This window comes from Pseudomonas sp. TE12508 (genome assembly GCF_056279485.1).
On record NZ_JBWCCN010000024.1, the window covers coordinates 16,520 to 36,583 of the forward strand.

A 20,064-nucleotide genomic window follows, 5' to 3' on the forward strand; every position below is an offset into this window, starting at 1 on the left:
AAATGGCATCCACCATCGCGCGAGCGATGGCCACTCGCGTAAAAATGGATGCGAGGCGAGTGGTGTTGATCAACTCAGCAGAGCTAAGCCGTAGCCTTGAAGATCAGGGCTACCTGGGCATGTCGCTGACGAGGCAGCAGGCAAACTTGTGATGTGATGGATTGTTGAGCAGACGGTCGCATCCGTCGGCATTCAAAGCGATACACGGTGTCCCCACTTTTTTGAATCAGTCACTTAGAAACACCGAGGGCCGTGAATATTTGGTTTAGTGCATGAGGCCCTCATGCACCAATTGATATGTCATCGCAAAGCAGATGCTAATCGCTGTTGCTGAACCGTAACGGTTCAATTCCCCGCGCCCGATCGATGTCTTCAGCCACACGTATCGCGGCATCCAGCTCGCTGATGCCGTGCTCTTGCATCAGCTTGAAACGGGCTGCTTTTTCTTCTGGCTCAGTCATGGCCATGGCCAGATACAAGCTCGGTGGTACGGCGCGAAAAAGCGCCTCCATCGATTTGGAAAGCACGACACCTTCACAGTATTTCCCGGCTTCTTTGCGCGCCGACATCATCAGCGCTTTTTGCGCAGGGCTGAGTTCTCTGAACCGAGAGATTTTCTCAACCTCATCTGGCGGCATGCTGAGACAGATCCACCATTCGATCATGTTCAGCATGGGTTCGGCTGCTTTGGGCAGGTCGTCGATGTTCTGCGTGGCCAGCCAGAACCAGGCCCCCAGTTTTCGCCACATCTTGGTGATTTTCACCACGTAGGGAGCGAGCAAAGGATTCTTGGTGATGATGTGTCCTTCATCGGTGACATTGATAATCGGCCGTCCAAGAAACTGGTCCCGCTCAGCGATGTTGTTGACGGTGTTGAGCAGCGACAGATAGGCGATGGAGAGTTGGGCGTTGTAGCCCTCGCGAGCAAAGGTCGCCAGGTCGACGATAGTGATATCGGCTTCGGGCCAAGGCGTGCCAGGGCGATTGAACAGTTCTCCGTCCAGCCCTTGGCAGAAGAGGTCCATGGCCTCGGCCATTTCCAACAGCCGCGTTCGCCGAGCTTCCGGTAGCGCGTTGTCACTGCCTCGCTTATGCAGCGCATCCCGTACATCCTGAGTCAGCACGGGTCGATGCTCATCGTTGCAACATTGCGCCGCGTCCAGAATGCTCTGCCGAATCAGGCTACGGTCAGCACGGGTTAGCCGTGCCTCTTCTTTTTCTTCGCCTCCGGTGATCATCAGACGGGCAGTAATTTCCAGCTCGCCCAAGACATCCCGTTGCTCGTCACCTTCGTATTGGGTCGAGGACTCGTCGAGTTGGTCTGCGTCCAGTGTTTCTATCTCGTCCGGTGTTTCCACCAGGCGACGGGCATCCGCGAAGGGCGCCAGACTGACGCCAGCACCGGGTGAAAGTTTAATGTGGTGCACACTCAACCCGAGGCGTTTGGCAAAGTCTCCAAAGAGGCCGAAGGAGTTACCCGCCTCGACGATGAATATTCTTGGCCGGTAGATGGCGGTGATCTGGTTCATCAGGTTGTTGAGGGTGGCTGACTTGCCCGAGCCGGTAGGACCGAACAGGAACAGATGCGCATTCATCTGACGGTCGAGCCGATTCAGAGGATCGAAGGAGAGGGTGCCTCCACCTCGATTGAAGAAGGTGATACCGGGATGTCCCGTTCCCTGACTGCGCCCCCACACGGGCGCGAGGTTGGCTGCGTGTTGAGCAAACATCAATTGGCTGTACCACTGACGTTTATCTTTAGAGGGATCAAACACGCACGGCAGCCAGCGCAAGTAACTGTTGAGCGGCGCGACTTCATCGTCTTCACGCACTGGCTGTAAGCCTGCATTGAGCATGACGTTAGCCAGTTGCATCCCCTTGGCGTCCAGCTCAGCAATGTCTTTACCGCGTAGGTAGAAGGCAATGGCACCACGATAGAGCTTGTGGGAACTGCCTATGATCGAACGGGCTTGATGGACGTCTTGTCGGGTCTGCTCAGAGGACAACGTTTCGCCTACTGATTTTTTGCTCAAGTGATTGAGGTGCGCTTCCAGGACATCCTGAGGAGTGGCGACCAGCGTCAGGCACATCATCGTGTCTTCGGGCATCTGATCGAAGTACGTATTGACTGCATCACCCTTGCGCGTCTCACCGGTCAGGTGACCCGTATTGGGCACATTGCGCAGCCGGTCCATCAACATGACTCGATGGGGCATTCCATCGAAGTACCACGCCCCTTGCGCAACATCGGAACGGGGTTGGCTGAAGAACAGGCGTTGTGAGAAATCCCTACCACTGGCCAGTTCTATCTCACCGGGCTCGGTCTCTGTGGGGTAACTGCTCAACTGATAAAAACGTTCGCGATCATCTGCCGCAGGACCCAGCAACGCGGGGCACGGATTGAACCAGCGCAGCAACCAGTCGTGAATGTCAGAGGCACCCAGGCGTCGGGTTTTGATGCCTGCGCTGGAAAGGCCGCCTGTCAGTCGTTCACAAACATTTGACAACGCCTGCTCTGCGGACAGCCCTCGACGTGAAGCCGCCTTAGTCGTTGATCGTCTGTAGACGACCATCCGCACGCGGCGACTTTGTCCGCGCCAGGGCAAGCGCGTCAGTTTGGTGTCTTCGAACAGGCCGCCGGGTTTGGCGATCGCCTTTAGGTGATGAGCAAAAAATCGCTGATAGAATTCGCTGAAGGCCGTGTCACGGGCTCGCGGTTGCACGTATTGCTTGAGCGTTCGCAGATAGCTGTCCCAGTTGGTTTCATCCTGAGCGTAGAGCTGGACCACCCAAGGGTTGTCGTCCAATTCGTCGAAGCTGTCTTGCAGAACATTTTCCAGCGTGTCGCGGGCTTGGAGCAGCCAGGCGGTTTCTCGGCCTTCGGTACCCAATGGCGTCAGTTCAAAGAACGCTGCGACAGAGGTGCCGTCTTCCAACAAAAGGCATTGGGACTGAGGCAAAAATTCAACCCAGGGGAGCCTGTCTACGAAGGAGGGGGCCGTGTCGTAGAAGGCATGATCATCGGCCTGAGTGACGGGATTGCCTTGCAGCAGTCCAGGCTCCGGAATGCCATTAGCCGCTAAATGAGCGATATGCCGTTCCCACGCCCCGGGCTCCTCCGCTTCTTCGGAATCAACTTTGCCTTTCCATAAGGGAAGCCACGTCATCAGTAGTCCTCCAGACGTTCGCCGGGCATGGCGTATTGCACGCGCTGATACAGGGGGAATACGGTGCTGTAACCCGGTACAGGCACCGGATCTGTGCCAGCCCAGTGTGGAAAGATGTACATCACCAGATCTGGGTTGGGCAGGCGGTGGAACTGTCGATAAACCTCGTTTTGCGCGGTTCGCGTGTAGGGCATGCTTGACGAAGGTATCAGCGGTTCCATGAGGGGACGCCTCAATGCCTGACGCGCATCCAGGAGCTCTTGGCCGGCTTGCCCGTTTTGTGTGCCACCGGTTTGCTTGTTCCAGACGTCCAGCATGGTGCTGTCGTCATGGCTAAGAAGTTGCTCGGTGTTCGTTGCACAGCCTGCCACTGTCGCAGCCATCAATACTGCCGTCATCGCGTTAGTCCAGTTCCGGTGCGACATGGCGACCTCCAAGGGCGTGGTTGACCCTGCGCCCATTGGCGTCATAGTCAAGGAAGAGCGGTTGCTCGATATGAACAGCAATTTGAGCGCCGGGTTTTACGTACACCGCCGCAAAGGCCTGGCCGTAGAGTTTGTTGACCCATTGCGACATGTCCTGCACGCCACTGGCGAGGATTCGGCTCATAGCCTCATTGCCAGAAATGCCAGTGCTGCCCTGTGCTCCATTGCCACTGTTGATATAGGTGGTGCCATCGGACTTGATCAGGGACGCTGCACCAGCTCCCGCAGCGGTGATCAGTGTCTGGGAGCCCAGGTATTGCTGAGCGTTGCTTCGGCGTTCGCCGCTGACACAGGGGATGCCATGGCGATCGCTGATCCAGCCAAGACCTTCCTGGGTTGCACTGTTGTTAGCAGAGCTCTGAGAGTTGCCGCTTGAACCAGAACTGCCATCACCCGGTATCGTTCGGATGGTGCCGTCTTGAAATACGAAGGTGATCGAGCGGATGTGCCCGCGAACGCACGACAGTGTCCAATCGCCGGAGGCGGTGCCGCTGACAACCGCACCTGCGACTTCGGGTAGATCAATACCATTGGCGATGAGGTTCTCGGCACCGATCAATACTTTGAACGGGTAGGGGTCATTGACTGTGCCATCGATAGGGACCCGACCAATGAGCGCAGTCATCGCTATCGACCCCATCAGTGTTGAGTTTGGAGGCACGGTATACATTGGCTTGGCAACTGAAAGACCAGAGTCTCTGGAGACCGTTGTCGCAATGGAGTCAGTGACGCCTTCCAGTGTTCTTTGAGCAGGGCCAAAGCGTGTGGGGAAGCTAAAACCTGGTTCAGAGGATCCGGAGTTCTCTTTGGGTTTTGCATCGTCTGGTTCAATCCAGCGTGTACCGGTTCCAAAGTTTTGTCCGTCATCCTCCTGCAGGCCAAGCCCCACAGGCAAGTCCAGGTTGTTGTCCCTCTGGTTCAACTGGTCGAGTTGTCGCTGGAGGTCTTGGAGCAAGCCGTAAGTCTCGGCTGTATCACTGCCAACTGCTGCATGTTCAGCCTGCAAACGGTCACGTTCTTTTTCCAGTGCACCTTGGATGCGAAGTTCCAGGGTGGTTTCGAATTGGCGCAGTTGCTCGCTTTCATCCTTGTGCTGCTGGGGATTGGTTTGCGACTTTTTCAGTTCGCCACGCAGTTGCTTGACCTGCGCCACCAACGTGGCAACGGTATCGCTCGGTGTGTCTCCCTCGATGCCCAGGGCTTTCATTTCTTCTGGTGTGAGTTGGCTCTCGCTGTCATCTAGTCCGGTTGTTGCCGGCCTGTTGCTGGGCAACAGTTTCAGTACTACCAGGACAAGCAACAGTGCCATTGGGATCATCAACCATTTGAGCAGTCCGTTACTTTTCATCGGGAGCCTCCCTGGACATTGATGGTGCGGTGGTTTGCGGCAGATTCAGGGCCGCATCGACAGGGCTGATGGTGGGTATGAGTGATTGAGCGATGCCGTGGCCGCGGGTCGACAGGTAAAGAATGGTGGTATCAAGAGAGCTGCCTTTCGGCCCCAGGTTGTGATGCTGGAACGTGGCCGTCGCAAAATCTCCCTGCAGCAGGCGCGGGTCCAGATCGACTGTCTGGCTTGCCTGATTGGTCAGTCGAATGGCCGTTACCCAGTAATCATCCAAATGCCATGCTGAAAGGGCCTTGGCATGAACAGGCAAACTGGGTAGCAGCAAGTCGAGCGATAGGTCTGGAGGCAGGTTGATGCGCCGAACACCAGGCAAGGGCTCGACAGTGCGCAGGGGGGCATACAGGTTCTGAGCCGCATAACGAGTTAGAACCACCGGCAGGGGTGTTATTTTCGCAGGCTCGTCTGGTTGCTGATTGTTCGTAGAGCGTCCATTACCAAGAGGTTGTTGTGAGGCTTGCTGATCCACGATTCTGATGGGTTCTAATATCGACTGACCGTTGGTGGAGGGTTCAGCGACGATGTCCAAAAGAATCAGCTCGCCGGTCGTCGCATCTTGAAGCTGCAAGCGAGTGGGCTCAATCGGCTCATTGGCGCGCAAGTACACGGTGCCAGCAGCACTTTGCACTCGTAGCCTATCTCCCAGGGAGGCCGGCACACCGACTCGGACATTACGCTCAACAAACACAACGCGCTCTTGCCCAACGATCAGAGGAACGGCCAGTGGGAGGCGCTCCCATCGCATCACTTCTATAGCGTGGCTTGAGGTAATTGCCCCCAGGGTGAACACAAGTCCCAACGACACAGAGATCTGCACAGATTTCATGATGCATCTCCTAAGGGGCGATTCGAAGGTCGGGTTATAGGTGAGGTAGTGGTAGGCACAACGATCCGCTGAGGTGCACCGTCGTAGCAGTCCAGTGCGAGACCGAATGGGTTGAGTTCCGGATCGAGATCCTGCCGCACGACTTTGATGGGATAGCGCACGAGCGCACGCTTGACTTGCTCGGTGCCGTGATACTCGTCAGCGTTGACGTCCAAGGTGACAACCCAGTCGCTGTTCGAGACAACTTTCACGCGCATATCGGGATCATCGCCGTAACCTCGCCCTGGGATTTCGTATAGCCCCCGCACTCGTTTACGTAGCTCGCCTAAACGCCGCCGCTGCTCATAGTCCGCTTGCAGAAACGAACGGCATCCTGGTGTCAGGTACGCAGACAGAGACTGAATATTGAGGCTGTAGTCCTCCTCTCCATCAGCAGGCCAGCGGTTGAGTTGCTGGAAGATGTAGAAGGTGAATGCGTAGACAGACTCGGGTGGCACATCCCACCACTTACGGGTACTGCCTGATCGCAGGTCGGGTGGCACATGGATCGTCAGATCGCGTGGTGCATTCCACCAGCCAGCCCCCATCAACAACACCACTAGGAGTAACGCCGTCGAGCAAAGCCGCAACGTCTTCACATGTGCTTGCAAGTGCAAGACTTCGTTCTTGAAGCGGCTCATGCGCCACCTCGACGTGTCGTCCAGAATCCAGAGCGGGTGATCAGTTGCTGTGCCCCGAGCGTATTCCAGAGGGCTGGATACCGGCAGGCTAGGCACCACTGCATATGTCGGCAGAGCCAAGTCTCTGGCCGGCCGCGTTTCTGTCGACGCAACAATCCGCCGCCGATAAAGAGACCTGCGGCAATCATCAGGACGATTGAGGTGGGGATCATGGCGATGCTGCTCGTCAGGTACGCTAACGGGATGCCGAGGCCGACGCCGGTGAGCGCTGACAATCCGGTACAGATCCAGAGCTCGTCCGCGGTCAGCCCTCGAACGACGATCGGCTGACGGTTCAGGCGATGGGGCAGAAACGTCACTGCGTCATCGGGAGCACTATCTTGATTGGATTCCATGGTGACTTAACCTCACAGAATCCCGGTGGCTTTGGTGAGCAGCCAGATACCAACGACCAACATGATGGCACCGACAGCTACGCTAAGCCCGAATTGGCCCCAGGTAGATCGTCCAGTATGAATCTCCGAATATCGTGTGTAAGCGTGGTAGCAGACACCAATAAACATTGAGGAAACCACCAACAACGCGACGAGCAAAACGATGTCGTAACCATAGTTTTGCATTGTCTCCATGATGCCCTTGCCGGCTCCACGAGATGGATCTTCCATCGTGGGTAACTTGCCTTTGGCCAATGCCAGAGTTGGCAGCGTTGCGGTGAGAGATGTGGCGGTCGTGATCAGCAGCTGAAAGCGAAGTGAATACCAGTTCATACGATTATTCCATGCTCAGGAAAGAAGGAAGAAGGACAGGGCGAGGTACATCGCGGCGAATCGGATAACCACGCCTACGAACTGCCGCTGGTTGAGTCGCTGTTCGGCCCAGCCGGTGTAAGCCGTGCGCATTGCCCAAGCCCCCCAAAGCAGGAGCACTGCAAAGACAGCGCACATCAGCACAGAGGCAGTGATGGATGGGGCAAAGCCGCCGTTTGCCTTGAAGGCAGTTATCTGGGCGCTGGTCATGGAGCGCCGACCGTTTCATCGCGGTAGTCGCCATGCAGAGCGACGGGATCGCGGGGCTGGGCACGTTCGGGAGACAGAAAGTCCTGAACGCCGGCGCGAAGGCGGTGGATGTCTGCTCGAAGGCGTTCGTGATTGAAGTGGTAACGGCTTTGATCAGCGCGGGGGCGTGCGGCAAGTTGGGACGTCAAACGTTCAATGACATCAAGTTGACGCAGCATCAGCGCGTAGTCATCCCGATCAAGCGAGGCGTGTGATGGAACAGTCAATCCTGTAAGTAGCGCAGTCAGCGTGATTGCCGGAATTTGCTGAATGCAACCAGTTGCTCTGATCATTTGAGCTCACCATGGTTGTTAGAGGTGGGCAAATGTTAGAGCGCGTTAAAGTTGTTGCTTGATTCAATAAGAAACGGGGGGTATCCGTTTGTTTGTCTGGCTACTTTTTGTTTCTTATGCTGTCTCAGGCTTTAAGTGTGTGTCTGATTATTGCTTTGCCGGCACGCCCCCTCATGATGAAACAGTGTTTACAATATGAGGTGTTACATGTCCCGTCTTGCTGAATTTCGTTTGTTGGAGCAACAGCTCGTCAGTCAAATGGCTGAGCTGGAGCAGATGAAAAATGATTCCGGTCTCAAAAAAGAAATCGAATTTGAGAAGAAGCTGCGTGCCTTGTTGGCAGAGTACGGCTACAGTCTCAAAAACGTCGTCAATTTGCTTGACCCACAAGCGAGCGGCCGCGCGCCAGCAGCAGTAGCCCAAAAGGAAACGAGGAAAGCTCGCGAGGTGAAGGTCTACAAGAACCCTAAAACGGGTGAGACGATCGAGACCAAAGGTGGTAATCATCGCAAGTTGAAAGAATGGAAAACTGAATTCGGTGCAGACGTTGTTGAGTCATGGCGCAGTCAGTAGTTTTTTGATCCTAAAAAGGCCCGTCAGGGCCTTTTTTGTTGAGGTAAATACCTGTCGCGACATTTTGTTTCGTCACTAAATGTATTTCTTGAAGCTTCGCGCCGTAATGTCGACTGCGAGTGCAAGAAGCGCAGCACATGGCAGCAAGATTAAATAGGGACTTATACTGATGGGCACCGTCAGGTAAATAACCCAAGGGAGTACGAAAAGTACACTCAGGCTGGCTTTAGCACGGTGATAAACATAACCTGACTCACGTCCTGCTCCAAAGCGCCTAAGGTCCCTACCAACCAATCCGTCGACCAGCCCCACAAATGCGGCTACCGCAAATAGCGGTATCGTTAGCGTAAGCACCAGCAGCCGAATCAAGAAGACGAGCGTGGTGTAAGCCGCAGCGACGAGGCAGCTTTCTATATGGGCGTACACCGTAGCAATGTGGTAACGGGTATCACGCCCCGTTGCGCGTTGAACCACTTTTACGTTTTCAGAGGCCTTCTGAGTCCATTCGTCGATCCCGGTTTTAACCAATGCCCCGTCATAGGCCATTGCGACAAGCTTTTGAGCGGTGTGACCTGGTTCCTGCACCAGTACGCTATGAGTGAAATTCTCGGAGAGCTGCTCCAGCTCAAATTCAAACATGCGCTGGGAATGTCGCCAGCTTTCTTCTGGCCAGAGGAAGAGCATGCCTGCGCACTCAATGATGATGCTGAGCAACAAAGATCCAAAGAGCACGCTAATAAACCGAAATGGCAATGTCACAAGGCTCATCAGCAAACCTTGCTGCTGTTCCTGCTGACGTCTTGCGGTTGCCGCTGGGTCGCTCATGAGTTGGCTGGCTCAGTCTGTCCCAAAGGGCTGGATTCACTGCGCAAGTCGTAAGGCAAATCCTCGTCCTGGTCTTGCACGGCCAACGGATTCCACCACTCATCTGCTGGAACATAACGCTTGCGCATGTACCCAGCCATTGTCTGTAAATCCTTGGGCATGACTTCATCTGGATCTGGAGCGGGCAGGGGCATTCGAATTTTCCAGAGTTGTCCCCCTTCGATGAGTCCAAAGGCTTGCCCTTTGGGTAAGGCCACCACATGCGCTGGCTCAATCATGGGGACACTGGTCGTCGTGATGCGGTCCTGGGTGTTAGAGGTGAATGCGGTGTTGCCTTGCGGATCGGAGCTGTCAGTCGCTGCGCTCATCACCGACGTTGAGTAGACATCGACTTGGGGCAATTGCTTGGTCAGAAGCTCCGCGGTGGCCGTTTCCCGCACTCGCAGCATGAACAGGTTGTTGAAGTTGCCGATGACCTGGCCTGCCTTGGCGCGGTTGCCGATTCGAGCCTCGATGTCACTGAGGGTCTGCGTGTAGGCTGTCACTTGAATACCGGCACCACCCCCCTTGTTGATCATGGGAATGAACTCATCCCCCATCAGTTCGTTGAACTCGTCGGCATGGACATTGATGGGGATCTTTTTATCGGGCAAAGCCCCCGGCAGACCATCGTCCACACCGAACTTATAGATGTACCCGGCAACCGACACCAGGTCGGAGAACATCGAGTTGCCTACGGCAGAAGCGACTTCGGAGTCCGATAGCGCATCGAGCCCCACATAAACTACGGCTCGTTTGCGGATGACCTGCATCCAGTCAAAAATTTGCCGAGGGTCCTCCAGGTCCATGTAGTCAGGGGCCAGTAATTGCGCGATGTCCCCGGTGGTTAGCTTCTCCAACAGCGGTAGCAGCGATGCGACGATCTTGTCGAAGTAGGTGCGGTCATAGCGTACGGCGGAACGCAGGCCGTCGAGAACAGGGTCATACAGCCGTGCTTGGGACAGGTATTGCTCGATAGCAACCACGCGCTTCTCACGTCCCATCATGTGACGCGGAATGTTCTTCTCGTTGAGTTTTGCTTCGATCTGGACGATGACATCCCACGCCTTGGGGTCGTTCTGAGCAAAAAAATAGGCGGCGTATTCTATGAACAGCGCATCGATATTGATGACGTGACGTTGAATAAGCAGGTAGTCCGGCCGCTGTCCCAGCTCAACCAGTGCCCGGGCAATGATGTTGACAAAGCGCCAGGCAAACTCTCTGAACGCAGCAGAATTTCCCTCACCGGAAAGTTGCCCCGCAATACGGGAGGCCACTTCGGTAATTCGCCCGAATCTTCCAATGGCGTTGTAGCGCGCCGAGATTGTGGGTTGGCCCAGATGAAAGACGTAGAACTCACCTTCGCGCCCCGCGCGTTTGGCCTCAACGTACATGCGTTTGAGCAGCTCAGCATCGCCCTTAGGGTCAAGCACGATGCAGACCTCGCCGCGGCGAATGTCCTGAGTGATAAAAAGTTCGGCCAGTCGGGTCTTGCCTACGCGCGTCGTCCCCAGGACCAGGGTGTGGCCAACCCGCTCGGCCAAGGGCAGGGTGACATCGACTTCTTGAGGATCGACGCCGTGCAAGCGGGGAAGCCCCCCTACAGGCGGTAATGGTCGTACAGGGTTCAGCGGGCTGTCCCAGCCGATGAGAATAGGCAGCTGGCACAGCGGATGAGGCGCAAACTCCAGCCGTTTTTCCAGACTGCGTGCCATCTGATACAACTGCGATGGCTCGACATACTGTCTGAACTCAGGTCGGTAGGTCTGCATCAGGCGATGGGTATGACGCTGATCCCATTGAAATCCTCGTCCAACAAACAACCGATGATTGCTGACAGGGATTTCACGGCTGGTCATCACGTAACGGGGCAAACGTCTCATTTGCCGCCGGTATCGCAGCACCGTACAGGCTTGCTTGAGGCGAATGGCTCCAAACACAGTACAAACGAGTGCCGCCCCAGCACCCATGGATGAGTCCAGCGCCAGTGACCATGGCGCCACTAGGCACAAAATCGCGGCCGAGCCACACGCCGCTACGCTATAAAGTTCAACCGCTGGCCGGAGCAGGGTTTCCACAGCGTGAGATTGCGTCACAGCTACTGCTCCATACTGCTAGCTGTGATCAGTACGGGGTAATGTCGTAGGTTGAGTCGTTGAGCCAGATCATCAGCTGGGACAGGGGTCAGTGTGAGACCTGCTGCAGCCTGACGAAGACTGTCGAGTGCAGTTTTGGATTCGACATTAACGACCAGTCCTACTGCATTCATTTTCATGAGCGCGGGTAATCGGTGCCTGAGCCAGTTCCGAGAGCGTGCGTCTTCGCCTATCAGGAAGAATGATGGCAAACCTGTTGCGTCCAATACGCGGCGTTCGACTTTCCCGGGAGACAATAAAGTGGAACGTACCGGCAGCATCTCTTCTTCGCTGTAGCGTGCCTCTGCATATTCCGGTTTCAGCGTGTCTGCTACACACAGATTGTTGCTCAGTACGCTAATCGCCAGCGTGATTGCGATCCCTGGTTTCATGGCTGTTTGCTCCTTGCCGCAGTGAATTGATTCATGTGTTTGCTGACGCTGAGCCGATAGCCTGCGGCTAAAGGGCCGCCAGCGGGGCGGTGGTAGCGGCCAACGGCTTCCAACCAGCCCTCGCCGGAGCGGTACTGTTCACGCAAGATTTTTGCAGCGATAGCCAGGTTTCTGTGGGGAATGAGAAGTTCGCATGGATGCCGGTAGAACCGCTTTTGATAGCCCAGATTGATTTGTGCCAGACCCGCATCGACACGCGTCGCTGGATGTTGCTTCAGAGCAAGCAAAAGTGTTCGGCATGCCTCAGTCTGGTTCGCGAAGTAATGAGCTGTGCCAGCAATGTTCAACGTCCAGGGCCAGGGTAATCGTTGACCCCGCAACATAACGCCGCTTTCTTGTAGCGCCACCGCAAACAACACTTCGGATGGAACACCTGCTTGCCGTGCGGCAACGCCGTAGGCCGGTGGAGGCGCCTGGACCGGATGGGCGAGGGCGGCGGGGACAATGTCCATCAGGATCCCGTAACTGAGCAGGCGCAATAGTGCGCAGCAGGGGTTTATCGACGTGACCATTTGCCATTCACCTCGTACATGACAGCTGGCAATTCACCTTGAGCGCCGATCGATGACCAGCGTCCGTTGTCATGATTGATCGTGATAGTTCCATCACGGATTTTGACGGGATTGATTCCGGCTTTTTTGGCCCACACGCGAATACGCTTGTCGTCCTGCTGGCTCCCTACAACGTAGAGATCAAATGGCGTACCAGAGGTATGCAACTGTTTGACCGTACGTTCACAGTCGGGGCAATCGTATTGAACGAAAACAGCTTTCCTTTGTGCAGGCTTGATCATCAACGGGCTGCTCATTGGGGGTAGATTGATCAGCGCCGCTGCGGGATAAAGGTCTTTCCAGACTTGGTCGTAGGCACGTTGATAAGCCAGCAACTTCTCAACTCGCAGAGCCTCAGCTTGCACTTGAAGCTCGGCATAACGTCGCCGTTCCGTCTCAGATTGGGCTTCAATTCCCAACGCGCTTAAAGGATCAAGATTGGGGGAGTAAATCCCAAGGGGCCCCTGCATCAGAGTGTCGTAGCGATCGAGTTCTTCTTCCCGCAACCCCCATTGCTGAGCCAACAATGCTTTGTCGATGTTCCTGGGCGTATCAGGACGGAGTTTGCTTGCGGTTTCTTTTGAGACTGTAGAGCTGGATTCCTGAGCCTGCACATTCGTACTCAACGACCCAAGGAGCGAGGACAGTAGTAATAATCGGTACATGAGCGCCCCTATTGAATGTTCAGCCGACGTAACTCGCCGTCAACGACAAACTCTGCTGTCTGCGCGTCGAAACCCCGAAGCCGCCATCCTGCGTAGGTTTCTCCAATGCGCATGATCCGGCTCTGTTCCAGTGATTGACTGCCGAGCGGGTTGATGGCAAGGAAGCGCTCACCACCGCGCAACTCACGTCCGATAATTTGGAAGGAGGGCTCAGTGGGCTTTGTTGCCTTGCGAGGTTTGAGTTTGAGTTTGCTGGGTACAGGCGATGGGGTCGTCGTTTGATGTTTGGATTCCAGATGCTGCAATTGGTCCTGCAATATTTGCAGATCTGCCATTGCTGCGGCGCCAGCAATAGCTGTGTGCATGTCCTCTATGCGCCGGCTAAGAGCATCGGTGGTTTGGTTAAGTTGAGTTTGGGTGACTCTCTTTTGAGACGTATCAAAATTGGACCGCTCCAACTCAATGAGCCGATCTTCAAGCAATTGGAGTTTTACTGCGTCAGCCTGCTCTTGAACACTTCCTTCCAGTCTTGATAACGATGCCTGATGGGTGGCAAGCACAACGCTTGTCAGCGTCAGCCAGAATGGAGTCGACCAGCGTAAAAGCCGCGCCCTAAACGCCGAGTTTGAAGAGGTTGTGTAAATCATGGGTTCACCTGCGCAGGTGTCGTTTTAGTCGCAGAAGCCTGTTCGGAAATAGCGCTAGCTGCCGCAGTGAAACAGATTTGTCGAAGCTGCTCATTGCTCTGTAGTGCCCATCCAGGGCCAGCAAGAATTTGCAGTGCATCGCGCAGCACAATGGGGCCAAGGCTCAGGTGAGCAGCGGGCAGTGGCAGATCGAACAGCACCGCGACTTCAGGTGTGCTGTCGCAAAGTCGGTAACCTGAACGCAACAGAACATAGTGCAGAGCGTCACCGACAGAGAGGGACCAGGCGGGGGGAAGGTCGATATCGACGACTTGCAGCAGGAGGTTCTGCTGGGCTGCCTCTGGTGCAAGCTCGACCAAGGTGTAACGACCGTAGCGCTGAACGGGAATGTAGTTTTCTGAAGGTTGGGCAATCGTTTGTTCACTGGTTGGGACGGCGGTGGGCACTTGGGGGCTTTTGCAACCCATGAGTGCCAGACTGTTCAACAAAATCAGGGGTATGAAGCAGGCATTGAGCGATGGCATAGGCCGGGTTCCTGGATGAGATCCAGGGAACATCGCAGGCTGTACGGTTGTAGGCAGCCATCAATGAGAAACAGTGAGCGCTCGTATTCAACATCGGAAAAGAAAAACGGCCTCCGAGGAGGCCGTTGAGAAGAACAGTTGGATTGTTCGTCTGAATGAGTAAGTCGCGCTACTTGTAAAGGGCTTCAATACTCTTCAGGTAGGAGAATGGTGGTCACGCTGCGGTCTGCTTCAGTGATGATCCAGAGTGTCAGCCCCGGTTCGACCTTATAGACAGACATCAGTCGGTCACCTGAAATCAACGCATCTTCGTTGACCCTGCGATCTTCATCGCAGACGTCTCCCCAGTCGCCCTGTAAGTGGCGGCCGAAGTAGCAAAATGGATCTAATCGTTCCGATCGAACCAATGCATCCACGCCTTTGGTCAATACCAAGGCCCCGAGCTCGGAAAAAGGCTTAAGCGAGGAGCCGAATTTGAGAATAATCATGGTCTGTTTCCTGTTCAAAGATGGGCCATGACACTCCCTCGGGAGGCATGGCTCACGAGGGTTGGTTGGAAGACGAAACGTCTTCTAATGGTTAGTGCAAATAAGAAAACCCACGACCCGCAGAAGGATCAGTAATCAAAATGCCGGTTCCGGCTCTGGCTCTGCGATAGTCGCTGCGGAGGAACTCACTGTGTTCGTTGAATCAACATCGCTGTCGCCGTCCTGAGCCGCCGGCTCACGTTTGTGCACTAGAACGCCATTAATTTTGATCCAGTTCACCAACAGCAACCGAGCTTTAAAACTGACGCCCAGTTGCCCGACGTTCAGGCCTTTGGAATACGTAAAGGTGTCCACCCACGGGTCTCCAAGGCGGAAACCGATCAGTACCTTTTGTTCCGATGCAACAGCTGACATACAGCGACGAACTAGGTTTTGCGCTTCCTCACCCGTCACTCGTACATCGAAGCGTCGGTACTCCGGTGAATCGGTAGGACCATTGAGCGCTGCAATGTCACAGGCTAAAAATGATTCACCTTTCCTGAGTTTCACTTCGCGTATGCGATTGAGATAACCCAGTCCAGTGATATGAAGATCGAAGTACGAAGTTTCAGAGTTAGCATTGTTCATGCGTGCCTCCAGGCTAGAGAAAGCGGATGGAGGCGCGCCAACCCAGCAGGGGTGGTTGGCCCCCGATAGGTGAGTGAGTTGTATGGCCCACTAATGAATGTGACTGAACTACTGATGAACTGAGATGGCTTAATTACCAGCCGTGATAATGCATGACCAACGAAGCGATAACGTCACGCCGCTCCTGATCTAAAGGCCCCAAATTGGCTAGCCCCAAAAAACCCACCTGATTAAGAAGAGCATTACCTTCTACCGGGTCGTAAAAGCTGACCATGGCCGCCAGAAAAATGCGTTCATTGGTACTGAGTACCTGGAAGGAGTGATTGATCACTAGGAGGTCAGGACGTAGGTCGCATCTGCACTTGGCGTTTTCCACACTGTTTTTTGTGCAATCGCCAAAATAGGTTGGACCCGCTAACGCGACGCCCTGTTTCCAGGCGTATAGGAATGCAGCTGAGGTACTCGCTAAATCCTGCGCTTGATCGGTCTGCTTATAGCCCGATACAGGTAACGAAGAAAGCTGAGAAACAATGGAAGTTTTCATAAGGTGCTCCTTGGTATCTGGATAAACGCTGCATCCAATTGGAAGAGCGCGAAGAGGGATAGGCATCAACGCCGTACAAGGCGTGGGTCCGCAGAGGTGATGCTTGGCGGACTGGCATGGTCAACGTGAGAATTCACGTCGCAACCCTGAAGACCTCGGCTGCCTGGGCAGGCACTGGTTAGCAACCAGTGATGCGAACCCAGAGATTGAGCTTCGAGCCCAGACCTGTCAGCGATGAATACCTCGAACCTCCACACCCTATTTAGAGAGCAGCCAGGAGTCTTTTTCCGATCCAGGTAAGGCAGGGCACGGCCATGCTGTTGCCAATGGCCTTGTACCTTGGACCATCGGCTGCTATCAGCATCCAGCCAGTTTTCATGGGCTCCCAAAGATCATTTGGGCGGCTACGACTGACGCGCTTGGTCGCGTAATAGCGCCTCGCAATTCTGGTGTAACCAGTGGGTAGGCCTTGAAGACGCTCGCATTCGCTAGGGAGCAGGCGACGAACCTTGTGGCTTGATTCTGGTGTGATTGGATTGGCTCGAACCACTCCATCTTCAAGGATGTCAGGGGGGCCAACGGATTCGCTATGTGTCAGCTCTGGCGGTTCGTAAACGACGAATGCCACGTCGTGATTACAGGTCAGCGTAGGGCAGCACTCCAGTGAAACTTCTGCGCCCCCTTGGCCGTTGGCCATCCCGTATGTGTTTGTGAAGACATGAAGCTGTTCTAGGCCATCATCCGGATCAGCGCTCGTTCCATGATAGGCGCAAGCAATCTGCCCCGGCGAGCGGTCCGGCGGACTATCCCGGCGCATGCCTTCGGGCTCAAAAAGTATCGCGGCGGGATCAAACCCGAGTCGAGCACTTGCGACAAGGAACACACGACGGCGTCGTTGGGCCACGCCGAAATATTGGGCATCCAGGATTCGCCACGCGATTGTTCTTTGGGGGCCAAGCACAACACCTGCGTGCGACCACGTTTTCCTTGGCGGCTCCAGCACCTTTTCTTCTCCAGCAAGCGCCGCGAGAAAGCAGCCGAAGGCGTTGCCTTTGTCGCTGAGCACGCCAGGTACGTTCTCCCAGACAATGATTGATTCAGGTTCATTTCGACTGCAGCGGATTTGATCGATGGCATTGGCGAGTTCCACGTATTTGAGACTGAGCACACCGCGCGGATCAGCCAGACCGGCGCGTAATCCTGCGATACTGAAGGCTTGGCAGGGTGTGCCTCCAATCAAGATGGGCGGGGCAGGAATGTGTTCACTGAGCACCTTCTCTGCCAGTAATGCCATGTCGCCTAGATTGGGCACCTCGGGGTAGTGATGGGCCAGAACCGCACAGGGAAATGGCTCGATCTCGGCGAACCAGACGGGCGTTATTCCAAGAGGTTGCCAAGCGACACTGACGGCTTCAATTCCGCTACAGACACTGGCGTACTGAAGACCGGTAAAGGGATGGTTCATTGGGTGAGTCCTTCGCTGTTGCGCGTTTTTTTGCCAGAGGAAATTCTGGAGAGGCGCGGTAGAGGGGAAGGGACTAAGGTGCCGAAGGCTCAACCTTCGGCTGAAACAAGGAAGCCACCGGTAGGCTACGCAGGATCATGGCGCTCGTTATTGCCAGGCCCTTTGCAGCATTCACACCCGACCCGTGTCGTGGCGTGGGTCGCATCGTGAGGCACACATCCGTGTACAAAGGGAACCCATTGTTTGACCGGTGGGTGCCGGTACCGATTACGTCCACCCCGAAGGGTTTCCTGATCGCTTTGATCAAAGTGATCAGGGAACCCTTGGGGAGTGAACTTCTAAATGAAGGTGACGCGCCTTGAGCGCATCAATGATAAATAAGTCCTTCTCGTCAGCGATCAAATGATCGGACTGTCCGCGCACGCTATTTCAGAAGGAGAGACGTGCTTGGGCAAACCCGCTCGCTACCTTTTTGGCGTTGAGCGGCGTGGCTTTCGGGATTTAGATGCAGGGCCTGCCTTGACCTCGACGGGCAAGACACCTTTACATTCGGGGTAACGGGTGCAGGACCAGAATGCACCGTGCTTACCTTGTCGTTGACGCATTGGTGCACCACATACTGGACAGGCAGGCCCTGAAATTTGAATCGACAGGGTGGTGGTTCGGTAATGCTCGACCAACTGCGTGATCCACTCGGCTTGTTTGGCTATGAAGCTGTCCAGCGTCATCTGACCGGTCTCGATCATGTCGAAAGCCTGTTCCCAGATCGCGGTGGTGGCAGGGTCTGCGATGGCTGCCGGCACGGCATCAATCAAGGTAAAGGCAGCATCAGAGGCTCGAACCGATCGCCCCTTTTTGAACAAATACCCCCGACTTAACAAGCCGTTGATAATGTTGGAACGGGTCGCTTCTGTACCAATGCCCGACGTGTCTTTCAGAGTCTGCTTCAGACGCGGGTCGTTGATGAACTTTGCGACGCCTTTCATGGCCTTGATCAATTCGCCTTGGGTGAATGCCTTGGGCGCACAAGTCTTGAGGGTCTTCAATTCAGCGTGTTGCACGCTGCAACAGCTATCAGAGCTAAGGGGCGGCAAGACCTGACTCCGTTGTGCGGAATCATCCTCGCTTGCCTCCTGGGCATCATCCAATATTTTGCGCCATCCCATCACCACGATTTGCTTGCCTGTGGCCTGAAGAGATTGTCCGCCGCATTCGAATTGTGCGCAGGTTCGGTCGAATTCATGATGCGGCAGAAACTGCGCCAGGTAGTGAGACCGTATCAGTTCGTAAACAGCCCGTTCTTTGTCGCTTAGCGCATCCATCTTGAATGGCTCAAGTGTTGGAATGATTCCGTGGTGAGCACTGACCTTGCTGTCGTTCCATGCTCGCGAACGTTGGGTGCGATCAACGGCCTCAATTACAGAGGCAAGGTTAGGATCGCTGATCATCAACGAGTCTAAAACGGTCGCCGTCTCACTAAACATGTTTTCGGGGAGATAGCTGGAGTCAGAACGAGGATAGGTCGTGGCTTTGTGGGTTTCGTAGAGCGATTGCGCGATGTCCAGAGTCTCTTGCACGTCAAGCCCTAAACGCCTTGAGCACACTTCCTGCAGCGTGCTGAGGTCAAAGGGTAGTGGAGGCGCTTCGCGCATTCGTTGCGTATCCACCGAGGTGACTTGGGCCTGCGAAGCTCCCTGAAGGGACCGAAGCGATTGATGTGCGGCCGCTTGCCGAATGCAGCGTCCGGCATTATCCACCGTGTCTGGCGCAGGCATCCATTGCGCGTTGAACGGCTGTCCTCCAAGCGCCAGCACCACATCGATAGCCCAGTAGGGTACTGATATGAAGCGAGCAATATCGCGATCTCGATCAACGACCAAACGTAACGTCGGTGTTTGAACGCGACCGACTGAGAGCACACCACCATGCCCCGACTGTCGGCCAAGCAGGGTGAACAGCCGACTCAGGTTCATGCCGATCAACCAGTCTGAGCGGGAGCGGGCGAGGGCAGAGTGATACAGCAGTACGGTATCATTGGCCGATCGCAAAGTTGCCAGCGCCTTGCGAATCGAGGCTTCATTGAGGGCTGACAGCCACAGTCGCTGAATCGAACCTTGGTACTGGCAGAGATCAAGAATCTCTCGAGCAATCATTTCACCTTCACGATCAGCATCGGTAGCAATCACGAGCTCAGTGGTCTGAGTCAGCAAGCGTTTAACGATGTTGTACTGTAAGGCAGTGTTTGCTTTGACCTCGACGCGCCAAGTTTTCGGAATGATCGGTAACTGATCCAGTGACCAACGTTTCAGGTGATCGCCATAGGCCTCGGGTGGGGCTGCTTCAACCAAATGACCGATGCACCAGGTGACGCTGACGCCGGAACCGTTGTAACAACCGTTTCCACGCTGATGGGCGCCCAGTACCCGGGCAATGTCTTTGCCTTGGGAAGGTTTTTCGCAGAGGAAGAGTCGCATGTCATTGCCCTGAGTAGGTCTGAGATGCGTGTGACGATGACGCAGCAGCCCCCGCAATCGCGACCCACAAAGCGATACTGCGTTTGGCTTATTGAATCTGCGCAGATTCACTTCGAGTGAGGTGCCGCGGGGAAGTCAGCAGGT

The 20,064-nt window shown here is 55.1% G+C and carries 21 protein-coding genes and 1 pseudogene; 1 reads left to right on the forward strand and 21 read right to left on the reverse strand.

Features of this window, described 5'->3' with window-relative positions; translation table 11 throughout:
• Positions 1-317: 317 nt before the first annotated feature.
• Genes ACZ9IM_RS27330 through ACZ9IM_RS27370 form a run of 9 tightly spaced genes read right to left on the reverse strand, consistent with a single transcriptional unit; the run spans position 318 to position 7,911 of the window.
• A complete protein-coding gene (locus ACZ9IM_RS27330; protein ID WP_476225480.1) occupies positions 318-3,167 on the reverse strand; it encodes a conjugative transfer ATPase in 2,850 nt (949 codons plus the stop codon).
• Positions 3,167-3,592 (reverse strand): TIGR03751 family conjugal transfer lipoprotein, encoded by a 426-nt coding sequence (locus ACZ9IM_RS27335; protein WP_476225481.1) that lies wholly within the window; start codon positions 3,590-3,592, stop codon positions 3,167-3,169. The genes ACZ9IM_RS27330 and ACZ9IM_RS27335 overlap by 1 nt, the downstream gene beginning before the upstream one ends.
• The gene (locus tag ACZ9IM_RS27340) at positions 3,570-5,000 is read right to left on the reverse strand and encodes a TIGR03752 family integrating conjugative element protein (RefSeq protein WP_476225483.1); all 1,431 of its coding nucleotides are present in this window, start codon (positions 4,998-5,000) and stop codon (positions 3,570-3,572) included. The genes ACZ9IM_RS27335 and ACZ9IM_RS27340 overlap by 23 nt, the downstream gene beginning before the upstream one ends.
• Positions 4,990-5,883 (reverse strand): TIGR03749 family integrating conjugative element protein, encoded by an 894-nt coding sequence (locus ACZ9IM_RS27345; RefSeq protein ID WP_476225485.1) that lies wholly within the window; start codon positions 5,881-5,883, stop codon positions 4,990-4,992. Before ACZ9IM_RS27345 ends, ACZ9IM_RS27340 begins: the two co-directional genes overlap by 11 nt.
• The gene (locus ACZ9IM_RS27350) at positions 5,880-6,563 is read right to left on the reverse strand and encodes a PFL_4703 family integrating conjugative element protein (RefSeq protein ID WP_476225486.1); all 684 of its coding nucleotides are present in this window, start codon (positions 6,561-6,563) and stop codon (positions 5,880-5,882) included. The genes ACZ9IM_RS27345 and ACZ9IM_RS27350 overlap by 4 nt, the downstream gene beginning before the upstream one ends.
• Positions 6,560-6,958 carry a TIGR03750 family conjugal transfer protein gene (locus ACZ9IM_RS27355; RefSeq protein WP_476225487.1) on the reverse strand — a complete coding sequence of 133 codons (399 nt, stop codon included), beginning with the start codon at positions 6,956-6,958 and terminating at the stop codon, positions 6,560-6,562. Before ACZ9IM_RS27355 ends, ACZ9IM_RS27350 begins: the two co-directional genes overlap by 4 nt.
• Positions 6,959-6,970: 12 nt before the next feature.
• Positions 6,971-7,330 (reverse strand): TIGR03745 family integrating conjugative element membrane protein, encoded by a 360-nt coding sequence (locus tag ACZ9IM_RS27360; RefSeq protein WP_476225488.1) that lies wholly within the window; start codon positions 7,328-7,330, stop codon positions 6,971-6,973.
• 15 nt (positions 7,331-7,345) lie between these two features.
• A complete protein-coding gene (locus ACZ9IM_RS27365) occupies positions 7,346-7,579 on the reverse strand; it encodes a TIGR03758 family integrating conjugative element protein (RefSeq protein WP_476225489.1) in 234 nt (77 codons plus the stop codon).
• Positions 7,576-7,911 (reverse strand): integrative conjugative element protein, RAQPRD family, encoded by a 336-nt coding sequence (locus tag ACZ9IM_RS27370; RefSeq protein WP_476225491.1) that lies wholly within the window; start codon positions 7,909-7,911, stop codon positions 7,576-7,578. The genes ACZ9IM_RS27365 and ACZ9IM_RS27370 overlap by 4 nt, the downstream gene beginning before the upstream one ends.
• Before the next feature lie 207 nt (positions 7,912-8,118).
• Here ACZ9IM_RS27370 and ACZ9IM_RS27375 point away from each other — a divergent pair, with 207 nt between their 5' ends.
• On the forward strand, positions 8,119-8,484 hold the full coding sequence (locus ACZ9IM_RS27375; protein ID WP_476225493.1) for a histone-like nucleoid-structuring protein, MvaT/MvaU family: 366 nt from the start codon (positions 8,119-8,121) through the stop codon (positions 8,482-8,484).
• Positions 8,485-8,559: 75 nt separating this feature from the next.
• Here ACZ9IM_RS27375 and ACZ9IM_RS27380 read toward each other — a convergent pair whose 3' ends face one another.
• From ACZ9IM_RS27380 to ACZ9IM_RS27435, 12 genes and pseudogenes are all read right to left on the reverse strand, one after another.
• Positions 8,560-9,309 carry a TIGR03747 family integrating conjugative element membrane protein gene (locus tag ACZ9IM_RS27380; RefSeq protein ID WP_476225494.1) on the reverse strand — a complete coding sequence of 250 codons (750 nt, stop codon included), beginning with the start codon at positions 9,307-9,309 and terminating at the stop codon, positions 8,560-8,562.
• Positions 9,306-11,444, reverse strand: coding sequence for a type IV conjugative transfer system coupling protein TraD (gene traD / locus ACZ9IM_RS27385; protein WP_476225495.1), 2,139 nt, complete (start codon positions 11,442-11,444; stop codon positions 9,306-9,308). Before traD ends, ACZ9IM_RS27380 begins: the two co-directional genes overlap by 4 nt.
• Positions 11,445-11,446: 2 nt before the next feature.
• On the reverse strand, positions 11,447-11,875 hold the full coding sequence (locus tag ACZ9IM_RS27390; RefSeq protein WP_476225497.1) for an integrating conjugative element protein: 429 nt from the start codon (positions 11,873-11,875) through the stop codon (positions 11,447-11,449).
• On the reverse strand, positions 11,872-12,387 hold the full coding sequence (locus tag ACZ9IM_RS27395) for a transglycosylase SLT domain-containing protein (protein WP_476225542.1): 516 nt from the start codon (positions 12,385-12,387) through the stop codon (positions 11,872-11,874). The genes ACZ9IM_RS27390 and ACZ9IM_RS27395 overlap by 4 nt, the downstream gene beginning before the upstream one ends.
• Before the next feature lie 44 nt (positions 12,388-12,431).
• Positions 12,432-13,151, reverse strand: coding sequence for a TIGR03759 family integrating conjugative element protein (locus tag ACZ9IM_RS27400; protein ID WP_476225498.1), 720 nt, complete (start codon positions 13,149-13,151; stop codon positions 12,432-12,434).
• Between the two features lie 8 nt (positions 13,152-13,159).
• Entirely contained in the window at positions 13,160-13,798 is a 639-nt protein-coding gene (locus ACZ9IM_RS27405; RefSeq protein ID WP_476225499.1) for a hypothetical protein, read from the reverse strand.
• Complete coding sequence (pilL2, locus tag ACZ9IM_RS27410; RefSeq protein ID WP_476225500.1) at positions 13,795-14,322, reverse strand: PFGI-1 class ICE element type IV pilus protein PilL2; 528 nt, start codon at positions 14,320-14,322, stop codon at positions 13,795-13,797. Before pilL2 ends, ACZ9IM_RS27405 begins: the two co-directional genes overlap by 4 nt.
• Positions 14,323-14,507: 185 nt before the next feature.
• Positions 14,508-14,810: a hypothetical protein gene (locus ACZ9IM_RS27415; protein WP_476225501.1), complete on the reverse strand. Its 303-nt coding sequence runs from the start codon at positions 14,808-14,810 to the stop codon at positions 14,508-14,510.
• Between the two features lie 135 nt (positions 14,811-14,945).
• Positions 14,946-15,437 (reverse strand): STY4534 family ICE replication protein, encoded by a 492-nt coding sequence (locus ACZ9IM_RS27420; RefSeq protein WP_476225502.1) that lies wholly within the window; start codon positions 15,435-15,437, stop codon positions 14,946-14,948.
• A 133-nt stretch (positions 15,438-15,570) separates the two neighbouring features.
• Entirely contained in the window at positions 15,571-15,981 is a 411-nt protein-coding gene (locus tag ACZ9IM_RS27425; protein ID WP_476225503.1) for a hypothetical protein, read from the reverse strand.
• Between the two features lie 778 nt (positions 15,982-16,759).
• A pseudogene (locus ACZ9IM_RS27430) lies at positions 16,760-17,446 on the reverse strand (DNA cytosine methyltransferase); the annotation flags it as partial.
• A gap of 464 nt (positions 17,447-17,910) precedes the next feature.
• Complete coding sequence (locus ACZ9IM_RS27435) at positions 17,911-19,920, reverse strand: DNA topoisomerase III (RefSeq protein WP_476225504.1); 2,010 nt, start codon at positions 19,918-19,920, stop codon at positions 17,911-17,913.
• Between the last annotated feature and the right edge of the window lie 144 nt (positions 19,921-20,064).